Source organism: Exiguobacterium algae (assembly GCF_018617875.1).
Lineage (GTDB): Bacteria > Bacillota > Bacilli > Exiguobacteriales > Exiguobacteriaceae > Exiguobacterium > Exiguobacterium algae.
On record NZ_JACSKZ010000001.1, the window covers coordinates 185,690 to 201,435 of the forward strand.

At 50.6% G+C, this 15,746-nt stretch carries 14 protein-coding genes; 4 read left to right on the forward strand and 10 right to left on the reverse strand.

Translation table 11 applies throughout. From position 1 onward, the window contains the following. Position 1 precedes the first annotated feature (1 nt). The 8 genes from KNP03_RS00900 to KNP03_RS00935 form a co-directional block, all read right to left on the reverse strand. On the reverse strand, positions 2–916 hold the full coding sequence (locus KNP03_RS00900; RefSeq protein ID WP_214823958.1) for a M15 family metallopeptidase: 915 nt from the start codon (positions 914–916) through the stop codon (positions 2–4). Positions 917–994: 78 nt separating this feature from the next. Then, entirely contained in the window at positions 995–1,411 is a 417-nt protein-coding gene (locus tag KNP03_RS00905; RefSeq protein ID WP_214823960.1) for an acyl-CoA thioesterase, read from the reverse strand. A 31-nt stretch (positions 1,412–1,442) separates the two neighbouring features. Next, positions 1,443–3,701, reverse strand: coding sequence for an AAA family ATPase (locus KNP03_RS00910; protein ID WP_214823962.1), 2,259 nt, complete (start codon positions 3,699–3,701; stop codon positions 1,443–1,445). A gap of 56 nt (positions 3,702–3,757) precedes the next feature. Then, positions 3,758–4,438 (reverse strand): hypothetical protein, encoded by a 681-nt coding sequence (locus KNP03_RS00915; RefSeq protein WP_214823964.1) that lies wholly within the window; start codon positions 4,436–4,438, stop codon positions 3,758–3,760. A 102-nt stretch (positions 4,439–4,540) separates the two neighbouring features. Next, positions 4,541–6,109, reverse strand: a complete 1,569-nt coding sequence (locus KNP03_RS00920; RefSeq protein WP_214823966.1) for a BCCT family transporter — start codon at positions 6,107–6,109, stop codon at positions 4,541–4,543. A 127-nt stretch (positions 6,110–6,236) separates the two neighbouring features. Beyond that, positions 6,237–6,728, reverse strand: a complete 492-nt coding sequence (locus KNP03_RS00925) for a DUF3939 domain-containing protein (RefSeq protein ID WP_214823968.1) — start codon at positions 6,726–6,728, stop codon at positions 6,237–6,239. A 113-nt stretch (positions 6,729–6,841) separates the two neighbouring features. Further along, positions 6,842–9,556 (reverse strand): aconitate hydratase AcnA, encoded by a 2,715-nt coding sequence (gene acnA / locus KNP03_RS00930; protein WP_214823970.1) that lies wholly within the window; start codon positions 9,554–9,556, stop codon positions 6,842–6,844. Between the two features lie 192 nt (positions 9,557–9,748). Continuing rightward, a complete protein-coding gene (locus KNP03_RS00935; RefSeq protein ID WP_214823972.1) occupies positions 9,749–11,347 on the reverse strand; it encodes a peptide chain release factor 3 in 1,599 nt (532 codons plus the stop codon). A gap of 179 nt (positions 11,348–11,526) precedes the next feature. Here KNP03_RS00935 and KNP03_RS00940 point away from each other — a divergent pair, with 179 nt between their 5' ends. The 3 genes from KNP03_RS00940 (at position 11,527) to KNP03_RS00950 (ending at position 14,095) form a co-directional block, all read left to right on the forward strand. Next, positions 11,527–11,958: a DUF2621 domain-containing protein gene (locus tag KNP03_RS00940; RefSeq protein WP_214823973.1), complete on the forward strand. Its 432-nt coding sequence runs from the start codon at positions 11,527–11,529 to the stop codon at positions 11,956–11,958. Between the two features lie 251 nt (positions 11,959–12,209). Continuing rightward, a complete protein-coding gene (locus KNP03_RS00945; RefSeq protein ID WP_214823974.1) occupies positions 12,210–12,539 on the forward strand; it encodes a DUF485 domain-containing protein in 330 nt (109 codons plus the stop codon). Beyond that, a complete protein-coding gene (locus KNP03_RS00950) occupies positions 12,536–14,095 on the forward strand; it encodes a solute symporter family protein (RefSeq protein ID WP_214823975.1) in 1,560 nt (519 codons plus the stop codon). The genes KNP03_RS00945 and KNP03_RS00950 overlap by 4 nt, the downstream gene beginning before the upstream one ends. Before the next feature lie 37 nt (positions 14,096–14,132). Here KNP03_RS00950 and KNP03_RS00955 read toward each other — a convergent pair whose 3' ends face one another. After that, the gene (locus KNP03_RS00955; protein WP_214826140.1) at positions 14,133–14,585 is read right to left on the reverse strand and encodes a CcdC family protein; all 453 of its coding nucleotides are present in this window, start codon (positions 14,583–14,585) and stop codon (positions 14,133–14,135) included. 19 nt (positions 14,586–14,604) lie between these two features. Beyond that, on the reverse strand, positions 14,605–15,303 hold the full coding sequence (locus tag KNP03_RS00960; protein ID WP_214823976.1) for a cytochrome c biogenesis CcdA family protein: 699 nt from the start codon (positions 15,301–15,303) through the stop codon (positions 14,605–14,607). 188 nt (positions 15,304–15,491) lie between these two features. Between KNP03_RS00960 and KNP03_RS00965 the strand changes: the two genes are divergently transcribed. Further along, on the forward strand, positions 15,492–15,674 hold the full coding sequence (locus tag KNP03_RS00965) for an aspartyl-phosphate phosphatase Spo0E family protein (RefSeq protein ID WP_214823977.1): 183 nt from the start codon (positions 15,492–15,494) through the stop codon (positions 15,672–15,674). Positions 15,675–15,746 lie beyond the last annotated feature (72 nt).

Here is a 15,746-nt window from a genome sequence, read left to right on the forward strand (position 1 = left end):
CTTACTTCATGTATTCCTCGAGATAACGGTCGAGCGGTTCGTTCGCAGCACGAACCTTGGCCGCGTGCTCGATTCCGATATAGCGTAAATGCCATGGTTCATACATATACCCCGTCTCCGCTTCGAACTGACGAGGATATCGGATGATGAATCCATACTCATGCGCATGATCCGCCAACCATTTCCCTTCTGTCGTCTGACCGAGGCTTTGTGTCAGCTGATAGTTGACCGAGGCGCTGGATACGTCGATCGCGAGACCCGACTGGTGCTCCGAGTGACCCGGTTGAGCCGAATATTTCATCGCCTGTTCTTTCCCGTCGCGTGCGACGTAGGCATTGAACAATTGGACCTGATAAGCGTAAGAACGGAACGCGCTCGTCCCTTTCAAATCCATGCCGTCCGCTTTTGCCCCGAGCATCAGTGCTTCGATGGCACGTGCCGCCTCGGCCCGCATCATTTTTCGTTCGCCGCTGGCTGTGGAGACAAAGTCGATTTGAGCAGGAACGAGGTCGCTCGGCTTATAATTTTCGGGTAAGGCAATCTGCTTATTGACGAGGACGAGCGTGCCGAGGTCGAGATTCGCGATTTTCCCTTCGGCTTCTGGTGCCGCTTTGTCCGTCGGTTCCTCGGAAGGGGCCGGTTCGGGTTCAGGTGCCGGTTCAAGAGTCGTCGGTGGTTGCTCGTCAACAGGTTCGTCTGTCGTTGCGGGTTCTTCCGTCACCGGTTCCTCTTGCGAGGCATCCGGCTCTTCCATGTTCGGGTTCGATTCAGAATCATTCGGTTGGACAACAGGTTGATCTTCATTTGATGGTGTTTGAGTCGTTGGTTCTTTCGGTTCAGCTTGCTCGTTTGTGGTGCAACCGACTAACATGAACGTCAAGACGCTGCTTACCATCCAGACAGATGGATGACGCATGCGATCTTCCCCTTTCTAAATAACAAAAAGTACCGTCAAGATATGATACCATACTGACGGTACAAAGACAGGACATTCTTAGACCGGGTTCAAGACGTTTAAATACATCTCATGCCACTTTGGGAACTCACGGTCCAGTCGAATCGGCTTGAAATCTCCCCGTTTGACGACGACATGTGTCGTTTTGGCGGTGCCGACGAGATTTCCGTTCTGGTCGGTCAATTCGTATCCATAAATCGTCCGGATCTTCGAATATTGATCGACCCAGACACGCACATGGACGGTATCCCCGTACGTGACACTCCTCTTATAGTCCATCGACACGTTCGTCACCGGTGAGACGAAGCCCGCCTCCTCCATATCCTTATATTCGACGCCGAGCTGGCGCAACAACTCAGTTCTCGCGATTTCGAGATAAACTAAATAATTCGCATGATAGACGATGCCCATCATGTCCGTTTCTTGGTACCGAACCGGTATTTGAACCGTATGCATCAGATCATCCTTCTTTCATACTCTTAGTGTATTATAGTTTAGTCTTAATATCTACTACTAATATTTGATTGATGAGCGAATCGTCGATGTCCTGTTTGACAAGTCGATACGACTGACGGGCGATCGCCTCGTCGATCACGGACAAAGCGGTTCGAGCGTTCGCATTGACGATGCCCCGTAGCCGTTCCTCATACGCGGACACCGCATCCTCCTCTAACTCATAACCGAATTGACGGGCATAGTTCACTCCGATCTCAACAAGTTGCTGAGGCGAATAATCCTCAAAGTGAATCGTCCGCTTCATCCGGCTGCTCAGTCCGGGGTTCGATTCGATCAAGCGCCGCATCGGTCCTTCATAGCCTGCCAACACGACGACGAGATTTTCTCCATGCTTCGGCATCTCATCAACGAGTGTATCGATCGCCTCGCGTCCATAATCGTTCGCTCCACCGTTCAAGCTGTATGCCTCATCAATCAATAAGACACCACCGAGCGCGTCACGGATGGCCGCTTTTGTCTTTTGTGCGGTCTGTCCGACGTACCCGCTCACCAAATCGGCACGGCTGACGACTTTGACGTGACCTCGCTTCAAATAACCGGTCCGCTTCAGCATCTGGGCATATAAATAAGCGAACGTCGTCTTACCTGTACCGCTGTTCCCGGTGAGTGTCATATGAAGTTGAACGGGAGCCGTCTTCAACCCAAGCGTTTGCCGCTTCTTCTGCACCTCGATCAACGCCTCGATTTCTTCCAGTTCGGCTTTCGCCTTCTCCATTCCGACGAGGTCGTCTACCGACGTCCGGGCATCCTCCCCGTTGGATTGTTCAAAGTCGGTTTCAGTCAATAGCGCCATCTCGTCGAGCGGGGCATCCGGTCCAAGTCGGGAGCCTTTCTTGAACATCGCATCGAGTAAGATGTTGTGTACCGTACGTGCGTTTCCGAAAGTCGAATCGACTCGTTCCCTGTCGATTCGGGCGAGAAGGGCGCGTTTGGCTTCTTCGGTCAACACATAATTGTTTTCCGAGGCGACTTTTTCCCCGATGGCGACGAGTTCATCGTCACTGTAATTGAGAAGCTCGTAATGATTGGATTCGGGGAAGCGGGAGCGGAGCCCTGGATTCGCCAATAAGAAGTGACGCATCTCTTCCGGATAGCCCGCCAGAATCACGACGAACTTCCCGGCATACTCCCCGCTCGTCATCGCCGCGACAAGGGTGTCGATCGCGGCTTGACCATAATCACTGCCGTTCGCATCCTGACGCTTGAGTGCATACGCCTCATCGATAAACAACACGCCGCCTTCCGCTTCTTTCACCTTGTTCATCACTTGCTCCTCGGTTTGACCGACGTAGGCCCCGACCAGGCTCGATCGGTCCGCCTCCACGATATCCGGTCGCCCGAGCAGTCCGAGCTCAAAGTAGATTTGAGCCATCAAGCGTGCGAGTGTCGTCTTCCCTGTACCGGGATTCCCTGTAAAGACAAGGTGGAGGGACGGCTGGTGCTTTGAAGAGAATCCGGCTTTTTCACGTTCCTGCTGGAACAACAGGAAACGGTACCAGGCTTTGACACGTTCTTTTATGTCTTCGAGTCCAATCATCGCCTCTAGCGACTCGATCGCACTCGAGCGTGTTTCTTCCGCCCGCTCGGGAAGCAGTTCGCAAATCTCCTCCAAGATGTGTTTAACGGAGTGAACCCGATCTCCAAAACGCTTGAACGCCTCGCGGCTGAAGTAGTTTCCTTGCATCGATGCGAGTAAAGACGCTGTATCATCTTCGAGCGTTGCCACTTCCTGCATCGCTTGGATGATCGAGATAAACAGCTTCTCGAGTTGTTCTCTCCATTCCGAATCGCGAAGGTCGGACTTCGCAGCCTCCACCTCATCGTGAAGCTGGTCCAATTGTTCGAGCAACGCCGATGTCTTGGATTCGTACTCCGTTAAAATTTGCACTTTCATCGAGGCATAGTCCGTCTCACGTAATGATGGCCAATCGATTTGAAGCGCCTGCTTCGAGCGGCGCAATTGTTCATTCAATTGGAATAAGCGGAGCTCTGCCGGCAAGGCGTTCATCGCCTCCAATTCTTTCACCCATCGGTTCAACAGCGGGTCCATCGTCTCTTTTTGTTTGAACCGTCTCGTAGCGAGAAGGGTGAGCGAGCGGATCAATTCTTCTTGATGACCTGTCGCGCGCGACCAGTGTGCATAGGATAGCAGTGCCGCCTCATCTACTTTTCCGCCTGCTTCCCAGTCGGTCAAATCGGCTTGAACTTGTTCGATTTGAATTTGTTTCATCCCATTCTTCCTTTCAGACGACAAAGGAGCCGACGCACGGTCTGCTCCTCATCGGGTTATCTTGATTCAAAAGAAGTCATGCGAATCGAGTGGAACAACTTTCCGTTGTTACGCGACTCTGCCGCAAGCAAGAAATGTTCTTTTGCATCCACGTAATATGTGACCGTCTCTTTGTTTTCACCATCACTGAAGATGTTTGGATAGTTTTTGACCCAGTCTTCAGGCACCGTTTCAGATAGCTCTGATTTGACGTAAGCTTGTGCCGTACGACCGACAATCACCACATCCCCTTCACTTGAACCGAGTGTCCCATCATCCAGCCATTTCCGGATTTGTTCGTTCGTCGCACGTGATAGGAACGGGTGTGGCGCAACCGCACCGGAGTTCGTCTCTTGCGTGAGCACTTGTTCCCCATCGGGATTGTATTCCTGATAGGTGTCCCCGTTCCATTCGGCTTTTGCGCCGACGTTCGGACCAGCCACGACTTCTGAAACAAAGTGACCCTCTTCATCATATGTCACGAGATATTCCCGTTCTTCCAGTGTTTCACCGTCTTTGGGCAGTTTCTTCTCTTTATACCCGATGACGACGTTCGAATAGAACGGTTCTGCCTGTTTCTCGTCACTCGACTTGTCTAGACTCATGAGTACATAAAAGTTGTAGGCAAGTAAAGCACCGACAATGAGGATGCCGGCCAAAATTATCCAACTCAATCGCTTCTTTATCTGTTGTTTCATCGCCTGTCCTCCTCGTTTCTACACTTACTATCCTACACTAGCGTGGAGAACAAGCAAAATATTTTCAACTAAAAAAGGGTCCCGTAACCGAGACCCATTCCTTTATCCTAGTTGATCGTCATCTTCTCGTTTTTGAAGTTCCAACCATTTATCGCGTTCGTCCGGCTCGTCAGCTAAATCTCTGAACAAGGCGACGATCATAAAGACCAGAACGAAGATGAACGGGAAGGCGACCAGAATCGCGACCGCCTGAAGCGCACCCAGACCCCCTGCATATAAGAGGACTGCCGCGATGGAAGATTGAATAATCCCCCATGTCATCTTGATTCGCATCGGCGGGACGAGTTTCCCGTTCGACGTCAACATCCCGAGAACGTATGTCGCCGAATCGGCCGATGTGATGAAGAATGTCGAGATGAGGAAGATGGCGACGATACTGAGGACCGTACCAAATCCACCGAACGTATCAAAGAGTGCAAACAATCCGACCTCTGCCCCAATGTTCGTCACTTCGTCGATCAAGTTGGCACCACCGAATAGGTCTGCCCAGATGGCCGATCCGCCGAATACGGAGAACCAGAGCACACCGAACGAAGTCGGTACGAGCAGGATTCCGATGATGAACTCACGAATCGTACGACCTTTCGAGACGCGGGCGATGAACGTCCCGACGAATGGTGACCAAGAAATCCACCATGCCCAATAGAAGATCGTCCATCCATTGATCCATTCCCGTTCAGCCGGCTGGAATGCCGCCGTCCGGAAACTCATCGCCGGTAGCTGTTGCAAGTATGTTCCGATCGTCTGTGTCAACAAGTCGAAGATGAACGCACTCGGTCCGGCAATCATCGTCGCGACGAGCAGAACGATGGCCAGGAAGATGTTCGTGTTACTTAAAATCCGGATCCCTTTGTCGAGACCGGTCGAGGCACTGATCATGTACAGCACCGTCACCACGACGATGATGATTAATTGCGTCATGAACGCATTGGGTACACCAGGGATCAAGTAATGAAGCCCCCCGGCAATTTGTTGGGCACCAAACCCAAGTGATGTCGCTACCCCGAACGCAGTCGCAATGACCGCAAGAATATCGACCGTTTGTTTTACCGGTTTTTCATAACGATTATGGACGAGCGAACCGATCGTCTCACCGATTGTCGCCGGACGTCCTTTTCTGAACGTCGAGTAAGCGATGGCGAGCGCAATCATCGCATAGATTGCCCATGGGTGGAAGCCCCAATGGAAGAACGCATACCGCATCGCTGTACGGGCGTCTCCTTCAGGTGTCGGTGCAGAGAATGGCGGGGAGTGGAAGTGTAGAAGTGGTTCTGCAGCTCCCCAGAAGATGAGCCCGATCCCCATTCCAGCACTAAACAACATGGCAAACCATGTCAAATAGCCAAACTCAGGTCGATCAGAATCTTTACCGAGACGAATTGAACCATAGCGTGAAAAAATTAAGAAGATAGCCACGAGTAAAAATCCTGTCGCACTTAACAGATAAAACCAACCCATCCCGTTCGAGAGCCACCCCTGTAGCTTACTCGTCACGTTCAAAAGATTGGCATCGCCAATGACGCTCTCCGGGAAGATTCCCCAAATCGTAAACAGAACCGTTACGATTGTCGAGACTGTGAAAACCGTCGTCACTCGGCTTTTCCGTTCCATAAAATCACTCCTTATTCAATTTTCTATTTTCATATACGTTTTCCACCCTAACATATTTTTTAAACACGGCTCAACCCTTCACTTTGAATTCCCCAAAAGATTTCCAATTCGAATTTTTCATTCTGGATCAGTCATTTTGTTTCGGTTCGAGTGAGACAATCAGCGTTTCGTCTACAACATAATACGGTCTTTTAGGCAATATCTGTAAATAACCACCTTCACGTAATCGTGTCAAATCGAGTTGCAGCGTGTCCTGAAATTTTCGTAAAGGCAATTTTTGCTCCTGGTCCATATACAGGTCGAGTGCACGTTGAACTTGATCCATCTCGTAGATGACGTCCCGCTCCTCTTCAGGCACGATGTGAAACGTCTCTTTTGACATAAAAAACCGCTGTTTCGGTACGCCTGCCAAGTGTTGTTTCAATCGCTTCGTATCAATTTCCTGTGTGTCATCCAGCAGGACGGTACGGTTGACTCCTTTCGGTAACGTCTGTTCATACTCATGGATCGCTTGACGAATTTGCGGAAGGGTCACATCGATCTCATGATCGACTTCCTCTTCCTTTTGCTGCGAAAAACGCTTCCACCAACTTTTACCATTTTTACCTTCACGCTCCATAGGCTCCCCTCCCTGTCTTTCTGTTCCCGATTCTACGCATGCTATCACTATAAATTCGCACATTCATGAAAAAAACCTTCCTTTTTTGCAAAGGAAGGTTCGTGAACTTTTTGTTACTTCAATTTGTTGCGGAGAACCATTTGCAGGATTCCGCCGTGACGGTAGTAATCGATCTCGACTTCTGAGTCGAAACGAGCGACGACTTTAAATTCAGTCACCGTTCCGTTCTCATGTGTCGCCTTCACGTTCAAAATGTCACGTGGACGTACCGATTCATCGACTTGGATATCGATTGCTTCCTCGCCAGTCAAACCGAGCGTCTCAGCAGACTCGCCCTCTAAGAACTGGAGCGGGAGCACACCCATCATCACAAGGTTTGAACGGTGGATCCGCTCGAAGCTTTGTGCGATGACCGCACGGATACCAAGGAGGTTCGTCCCTTTCGCCGCCCAGTCACGAGACGATCCCATTCCGTAGTCGTTTCCAGCGAGTACGACAAGACCAGTCCCCTGATCTTTGTATTTCATTGCGGCGTCATACATCGGCATGATTTCGCCAGTCGGCCAGTACGTTGTAAATCCGCCTTCCGTTCCTGGAGCGACCTGGTTACGGATCCGAATGTTTGCGAACGTTCCGCGCATCATGACTTCGTGGTTACCACGACGTGAACCGTATGAGTTAAAGTCGATCGGTTCCACTCCTTTTGAAAGGAGGTATTGACCAGCTGGTGTCGTCTTCGAGAACGATCCTGCCGGAGAGATGTGGTCGGTTGTCACTGAGTCAGCAAACTTCCCGATTACCCGGAGTCCGTTCAAGGCATGGACTTCTCCTGCTTCCGGCTCGAGGTCTTCGAAGAACGGCGGGTTTTGGATGTACGTCGACTCATCTGAGAAGTCATACAAGTTGCCTTCCGGCACGTCAAGCGCGTTCCAACGTTCGTTTCCTGTGAAGACCGTCTCGTATTCTTTACGGAACGCTTCAGGAGACACGACGTCTTGAACGACCATCTTGATCTCATCGTTTGATGGCCAGATGTCCTTGAAGTATACGTCATTGCCGTCTTTATCTTTCCCGAACGAATCGTTCATGATGTCGAAGTTGACAGACCCTGCGAGTGCGTACGCGACGACGAGTGGCGGTGAAGCCAGGAAGTTCGCTTTGACGAGCGGGTGAACGCGTCCTTCAAAGTTTCGGTTACCCGAAAGGACTGAAGAGACGAGCAAGTCGTTTTCTGTGATGGCATCCTCTACTTCACGGTCGAGTGGACCCGAGTTACCGATACATGTCGTACAACCGTATCCGACCGTGTTGAATCCTAACTGATCGAGATAAGACGTCAATCCGGCTTTGTCGAGGTAGTCTGTAACGACTTTCGACCCTGGTGCGAGTGATGTCTTCACGTATTTCGGTACTTCAAGGCCACGCTCGACCGCTTTTTTCGCGACGAGTCCGGCGCCGACCATGACGTATGGGTTTGATGTGTTCGTACAGCTTGTGATTGCCGCGATGGCGACGTCGCCCGTGCTCATGTCGACTGCACCGTCTTCGTAGTTCACTTTTGCTGTCTTCTCGAGCTCTGAACGGTCAAGGCCAAAACCGCTGTTGCCTGCTGGTGCGCTCAAGCTGTCAATGAATGAAGTCTGAACGTCAGAGAGGTTGATGCGGTCTTGTGGACGTTTCGGTCCAGCGAGTGACGGTTCTACTTTCGACAAGTCGAGCGTCAACACTTTCGTGAACGACGGGTCTGCCTGGTCTGGCGTGTAGAAGAGGTCGTTCGCTTTCGCATACGCTTCGACGAGGTCGATCAATTCTTCAGAGCGGCCTGTTGTACGCATGTAGTTGAGCGTCTCCGTGTCGACCGGGAAGAATCCGCAAGTCGCACCGTACTCCGGAGCCATGTTCGCGATTGTCGCGCGGTCAGAGAGCGGCATTGTGTGAAGGGATGGTCCGAAGAATTCGACGAACTTCCCGACAACTTTTTCATGACGGAGCATCTCTGTGACGACGAGCGCGACGTCTGTTGCTGTCACACCCGGGTTGACTTCTCCGATGATTTTCACACCGACAACGTCAGGTACCGGGAAGTACGAAGGTTGACCGAGCATGCTTGCTTCCGCTTCGATTCCGCCGACGCCCCAACCGAGGACACCGAGTCCGTTGATCATTGTTGTGTGCGAGTCTGTCCCGACGAGTGAGTCCGGATACGCGACAGTGCCCGTTCCATCTTCCTTCTCAAGAACGACCGAAGCCAAGTACTCCAAGTTCACCTGGTGGACAATGCCGGTTGCCGGTGGTACAGCACGGTAGTTGTCGAATGCCGTCTGCGCCCAGCGCAAGAACTTGTAACGCTCTTCGTTACGTTCAAACTCGATGTCCATGTTCTTCATCAACGCGCCGGCGAATCCATAAGCGTCGACCTGAACCGAGTGGTCAACGACGAGGTCGACCGGGATTTCTGGGTTGATTTTGTTCGGGTCGCCACCGAGGTCTGACATCGCCTTACGAAGTGAAGCAAGGTCAACGACAGTCGGAACACCCGTGAAGTCCTGAAGAACGACACGTGCCGGCTTGAATGGTACGTCAATGTCTTTCGAGACGTCGGCAGTACCCCATTTTGCCAAGTTCTCGACGTGCTCTTTCGTGATGGCACGACCGTCCTGCTGACGAAGTACCGATTCAAGTAAAACGCGAATCGAGTACGGAAGACGGCTGATGTCCGTCAACCCTTCTTCTTCCAACTTTTTCAACCGATAAAAATCGTACGATTGCCCGTTCGCCTCGAACTGTGTCCGTGACGAGAAAGCGTCTAAAACATTAGTCTGATCCATGCAATTTCCCCCTTTTTGAAAGCGACGACTACGCTTTTGAACGTAATCGCTTACTTTTCACATATTTATCATAATACAACTATAGCGTGGCGTAAAATACATTCCGTCACAAATTGTCCATAAGTAAAACTTATAGATTAATCCATATGCCCCTGAACGAAAAAAGACACCCCATTTGAGGTGTCTTCCACATTAATCTTCTGTCCCGATTTCGACGTTGACGTCTAGTGCTTCAACGAGCGTCAGTTCATCCGCATGGCGTTCTGCGAATCGTTCGAACGTGAACTCGTTCGCGAATAGGAACACCGGACGGTCCCAACGGTCCGTGACGAGCATGTTTCGCGAATCCTGGAACGGTTTGAGCGCTTTGAGTTCTTTGTCTTTCACCCAGCGCGCCACACTGTATGATACCGGCTCCATTCGGATATCGACACCATACTCGTTCTTCAGACGATATTCGAACACTTCGAACTGAAGTTGTCCGACGGCACCGAGATAAATCTCGTTATATTCATTGCGATACACCTGGATCGCCCCTTCTTGTGCGAGCTGTTCCACCCCTTTGTGGAAATGCTTCGACTTGAGGGAGTTCACCGGCGAGACGCGCATGAAGAGTTCAGGCGGGAATGTCGGCAATGCCTCAAAGGCAATTTTCTGTTTCGATGTCGTGATCGTATCCCCGATTTGGTATGTGCCCGAATCGTAGATCCCGATCACATCTCCTGCGAATGCCTGGTCAACTGTTTCCCGGTCATTGGCCATGAGCTGTGTCGATTGGCTCAATTTGATTTTCTTCCCGGTACGCGTGAGCGTCACGTCCATGCCGCGCTCGAATACACCTGAACAAATCCGGACGAAGGCGATGCGGTCGCGGTGGGCCGGGTTCATGTTCGCTTGAATCTTGAAGACGAACCCGCTGAATTCTTCTGATGTCGGGTTGATCGGACCGACGTTTGATTTCCGGGCTTCCGGTGCCGGAGACATTTCGAGATAGTGGTTCAAGAACGCCGTGACACCGAAGTCGACGAGCGCCGTCCCGAAGAAGACCGGTGTCAGTTTACCGCTTTGAATCGCATCTACATCAATCTCGTTCCCAGCCCCGTCGAGAAGGTCGATCTCATCGCGGAGGTTGTTCAGGTTCTCTTCAGATAAATGATCCGCTAAAATCGGGTCGTTGACGCCGTCTTCGTTCAACGTCAAAGTAGATTTCTCTCCACGGAATAAGTGGACCTCGTTTTTCAGACGGTCATATACCCCCTCAAACTGCATCCCGCTTCCAATCGGCCACGTGATCGCTACCGAAGGCATGCCGAGCACTTCTTCAAGCTCTTCCATCAACTCAAGCGGATCTTTTGCCTGACGGTCGAGTTTGTTCATGAACGTAAAGATCGGGATTCCACGCATACGACAAACCTGGAAGAGTTTTTTCGTCTGCGCCTCGATCCCTTTCGCGGCATCGATGACCATGACCGCGCTGTCGACCGATGTCAAAACACGGTATGTGTCCTCACCGAAGTCGTTGTGTCCAGGTGTATCCATGATTGATACAACCTTGTCTTGATAGATGAATTGCATGACAGACGATGTGACCGAGATCCCACGTTGTTTCTCGATTTCCATCCAGTCTGATTTTGCATGTTTTGAGTTTTTACGGGCCTTGACCGTACCGGCCTCACGAATCGCCCCACCGTGTAAGAGTAACTTTTCTGTCAGTGTCGTTTTACCCGCATCCGGGTGAGAGATGATGCCGAAGATTCGGCGTCTCTCGACTTCTTGTTTCAATTGGCTCATATAATGTAGACCTATCCTTTCTCGAGTCCTGTTCATGCTTTTCTCGTAGCAACGCTATCTATTCTAACGAAATGCAATCCGTTCGTCTATCCTTACGGAACGCCCCACTTTTGCAAACCCGGACTTTTTTGTATACTTAACGATGAATGAATGTGAATCAATAGAACGGGGGAAAGACGATGCCAGAAAACTTGATGATGTATTTCATTGTATTCTGGGGATTCGTAATGATCGGTCTGATGACGATCGGCGGGTACTTCATGTTTCGAAAATTTTTAAAACGCATGCCGAAAGAGGACGGCCGGTCCCTTCTCGACATCGAGGACGATTATATAGAAAAGACACGTCACTTATGGACACCTGAGACACGAACGCTGCTCGACCGACTCGTGTCGCCGGTACCGGAACTGTTCCGCGACGTGGCCATCCGAAAGATCGCGGGTAAAATCGGCCAGTTCGCACTCGAGTCTCGCGCCCGTGAGATGACGACCGAACTCGTCGTCAAAGGATACATCGCCGCGACGCCGAAACGGGACCATAAGTTTTTGAAAAAGGCGCTGGCAGAAGAAAAAATTGATTGGACACCGTACGAACATTACTTCCAGCAGTGAGCTCCCGAAGTCGGGAGCTTTTTTGTTTTGTCGAATTGTGACTTCCGCCTAATAGGTCGAAAGTACCTTTTATTCATTCTTTTATTATCCATATATACCGTTCACATTTTAGACACGATTGTAAACGCTTACAATAAATTGGTAGGACCAATATTACTATAATGATTCAAAAATCGACATAAAAAAAGAAATGGAACTTCTTATTCTTTCGTTTCTATAATGGATTTATCTTACATATTAGGAGGGGTCTTATGCATGACGTCACGCAAGTTGCACAGTCCAAAAGCCGCCATTCCGCTCAAGCCGTCACAGAACATGAAACGTTCCACCAATTAATGCGCGAGAAAAACCGTTTCATTCTGCCTGCCATCATCTTTTCACTCGTCTTCTACTTCACACTCCCGGTCATGACCAGTTATTCCACGATTTTGAATACTCCGGCCATCGGGGATTTGACATGGGCGTGGCTGTTCGCTTTCTCCCAGTTCGTGATGACATGGACGCTTTGTGTGCTCTATAGTCGCCGCGCACGAAAGTTTGACAAGTTGGTGAGACAGTTGAAACAGGAGGTAGGATCATGAACTGGACGGCAATTTCACTATTCACATTGATTGTCAGTTTGACGCTCGTCATTACATATTTCGCAGCGAAAAAAACAAAAACCGCGAGCGATTTTTATACGGCAGACGGTGGGTTGACCGGCTTTCAAAACGGACTCGCCATCGCAGGTGACTATATGTCCGCCGCCTCATTCCTCGGGATTGCCGGTATGATTGCCCTCGCTGGCTTCGATGGATTCTTCTACTCAATCGGATTCCTTGTCGCCTACCTCGTTGTCCTGTATCTCGTCGCTGAACCGCTTCGAAATCTAGGAAAATATACGATGGCCGACATGATCGCCGCCCGCTTCAACAAACCGCGTGTTCGTGGTGTCGCCGCCATGAACGCGATCGTCATCTCGATTTTTTACATGATCGCCCAGCTCGTGGGGGCAGGTGCCTTGATCGAGTTGCTGTTGGGCATCCCTTATACGACGAGCGTGTTTGTCGTCGGCATTCTCATGACAGTATATGTCGTATTCGGTGGAATGACGGCTACTTCTTGGGTGCAAATCACCAAAGCCGTGCTGTTGATGATCGGAACGGCCATCATCTCATTCCTCGTGTTCGCGCGTTTTGATTTCTCGGTCATGACGATGTTCTCTGAAGTGAGTAAGGCGACGCCGCTCGGAAGCGACTTCTTGAACCCGGGGAACAAATTCAAGCTCCCGCTCGATACGATTTCACTGAATATAGCGCTCGTACTCGGGACGGCCGGGCTCCCACATATTTTGATTCGTTTCTTTACCGTAAAAGATGCGCCGACCGCACGGCAGTCGGTCGTCTACGCTACTTGGATCATCGGTGCGTTTTACATTTTGACCGTCTTCCTTGGTTTCGGCGCCGCCGCCTTCGTCGGCAGAGATGCCATTCTGGCTGCGAACCCGGCCGGGAATATGGCGGCACCACTCCTTGCCCAGGCGCTCGGCGGGGATTTATTGTTCGCATTCGTGGCCGCCATCGCGTTTGCAACCATTCTTGCCGTTGTCGCAGGACTCGTCTTATCGGCGGCATCCGCCTTCGCTCACGATTTTTACGGACACATCATCCGAAAAGGAGATGCGACTGAAAAAGAACAGGTGCTCGCGGCCCGTATCGCCTCGATCGTCGTGGCACTCGCCTCGATGGGACTTGCCTTGTTTGCTCAGTCGATGAACGTGGCTTTCCTCGTCTCCCTCGCCTTCGCCGTGGCAGCAAGTGCCAACCTCCCTGTCATCCTGTTCACGATTTTCTGGAGACGTTTCAACACGGGTGGTGCCATTTTCGGAATGGTCGTTGGACTATTCTCATCATTGATTCTTGTCGCCCTCAGCCCGAACCTGTGGTCGCCTGACGGGTCTGCGATTTTTGTCGGTGAAGCGCTCTTCCCGCTCGCCAACCCCGGCATCGTCTCGATTCCGCTCGGATTCATCGCTGCGATCATCGGTACGTACCTGACCAAATCGGATGAGGTCGCCGGAAACTATGAACGAATTCTCGTGAAAGCGAACACCGGCATCGATGCCGATCCTGAAGTCGCCGTCACAACTGAAAACTAAATACCAAAAACGGAGCACCAGTCGGCGCTCCGTTTTTTTAGGTTACAGCGATTCGTTTGTATTTCTGATACATCGCGATCCGCCATGGGACGATCATGCCCCATGCGATCAAATAGAACAATCCGCCCGTTGAGAACAAATCCACTTCGTGCCCGATCCATATTTTCATCGCGGTACGAATCGCGAGAAGCATGAACAAGACGATGAAGAACGCCTTCGAGCGGGACAAGTACACCTCTCCGTCGCGTTTCTCAAAATTGGATGTCTTGATCAAAAACAGACTGAAGATGAGACCGACGGCTAGTGCTTCCCCGACCTCGAACCACGACAAGCGGAATGCGGGAATTAAAAATTGAATCATCCCGGTCGACATCGCGAGCGGTGGTATTAAAATTTTCTTGGCGTTCGTCGGCTTTGCAGACGCTTTGACACGGACAAAGCTCGCGACGACACCCATGAGTAATGCGACGAGAGTCGACCCCCATAACATTGCCATCTCGGTCAACCCCTTAAAATCCGGTGAATCCGACTAGCTCGCTCATCCAAGCGGCAAACCGGTTCATTCCGTCAAAATATAATAATACGCCGAAGGCCATCATCAAATAACCTCCAACTTTCGCGACGGTCGCACTGTTGCGGGCCAAATATTTGATCTTCCCGACGAATCCCACCATGACGAGGAAGGGAACCGAGAAGCCGATGATGTAAGCCAGCATATACCCCAACCCTTGGCTCGGGTTCGAGGCGGCCAAAGCGATGACGCCTGCTAAAATCGGTCCGGTGCAAGGTGTCCACCCCGCAGCAAATCCGACTCCGATGAGCATCGTCCCGAAATACCCGCTCTTCCGTTCTCCGAGATTTAACTTTTTCTCCCGCATCATGAATTCCGGTTTCCAAATGCCCGCCAAGAAAATTCCGAAAACAAAAATCAAGATTGCGCCAAACATCCGTAAACTATCTTTATATTGGATGAAGACGTCTGCAATCAGAGAAGTCGACAGGCCGAGGACGACGAATACGATCGAGAAGCCAAATAAGAATGAGAATGTGTGGAACCATGCCGTCCGCTGTTTCAATCCTTCGTTTTTCAATTCCGATACCGAGACCCCGGTGATATAAGAAAGAAAAACTGGATATAACGGAAGCGTACACGGTGATAAAAATGACAAGACGCCCGCCCCAAATGCGAGCCACAATGTGAGTTCCATGACGATTTCCACCTTTCAGGACCATTATAGCGAAAACCTATTTAAAATGCTCGCATCTTTTCCTCGTCCTGTAACATCAGTTTGTAATTTTTGAAATGGAAATGAAACTTGTCATCTGTAAACCAAGGTGCTAAGATTTGGATATTCTACTTCACAAAATTCTATCTTATGAAGATGGGGGAAACATCGTGGCCGTCACCGCAGCAGACACCTTACACCAAGCCATTGAGCAAAAACGTGCCGAACTCTATCGGATTGCGTCACAGTATACGTGGACGTCTCCTGAAGTCTTACACGTGAGTCAGGAACTGGATTCCTTGATCAACCGGCACGTCCTGTCAAACCATACAAAAGACCAACTTCAATCTTAACTTTTTCGGCTCATCACATTCATGTGGTGAGCTTTTTCCATGGAAAAAAGGACACCTACGGGGGTGTCCTTA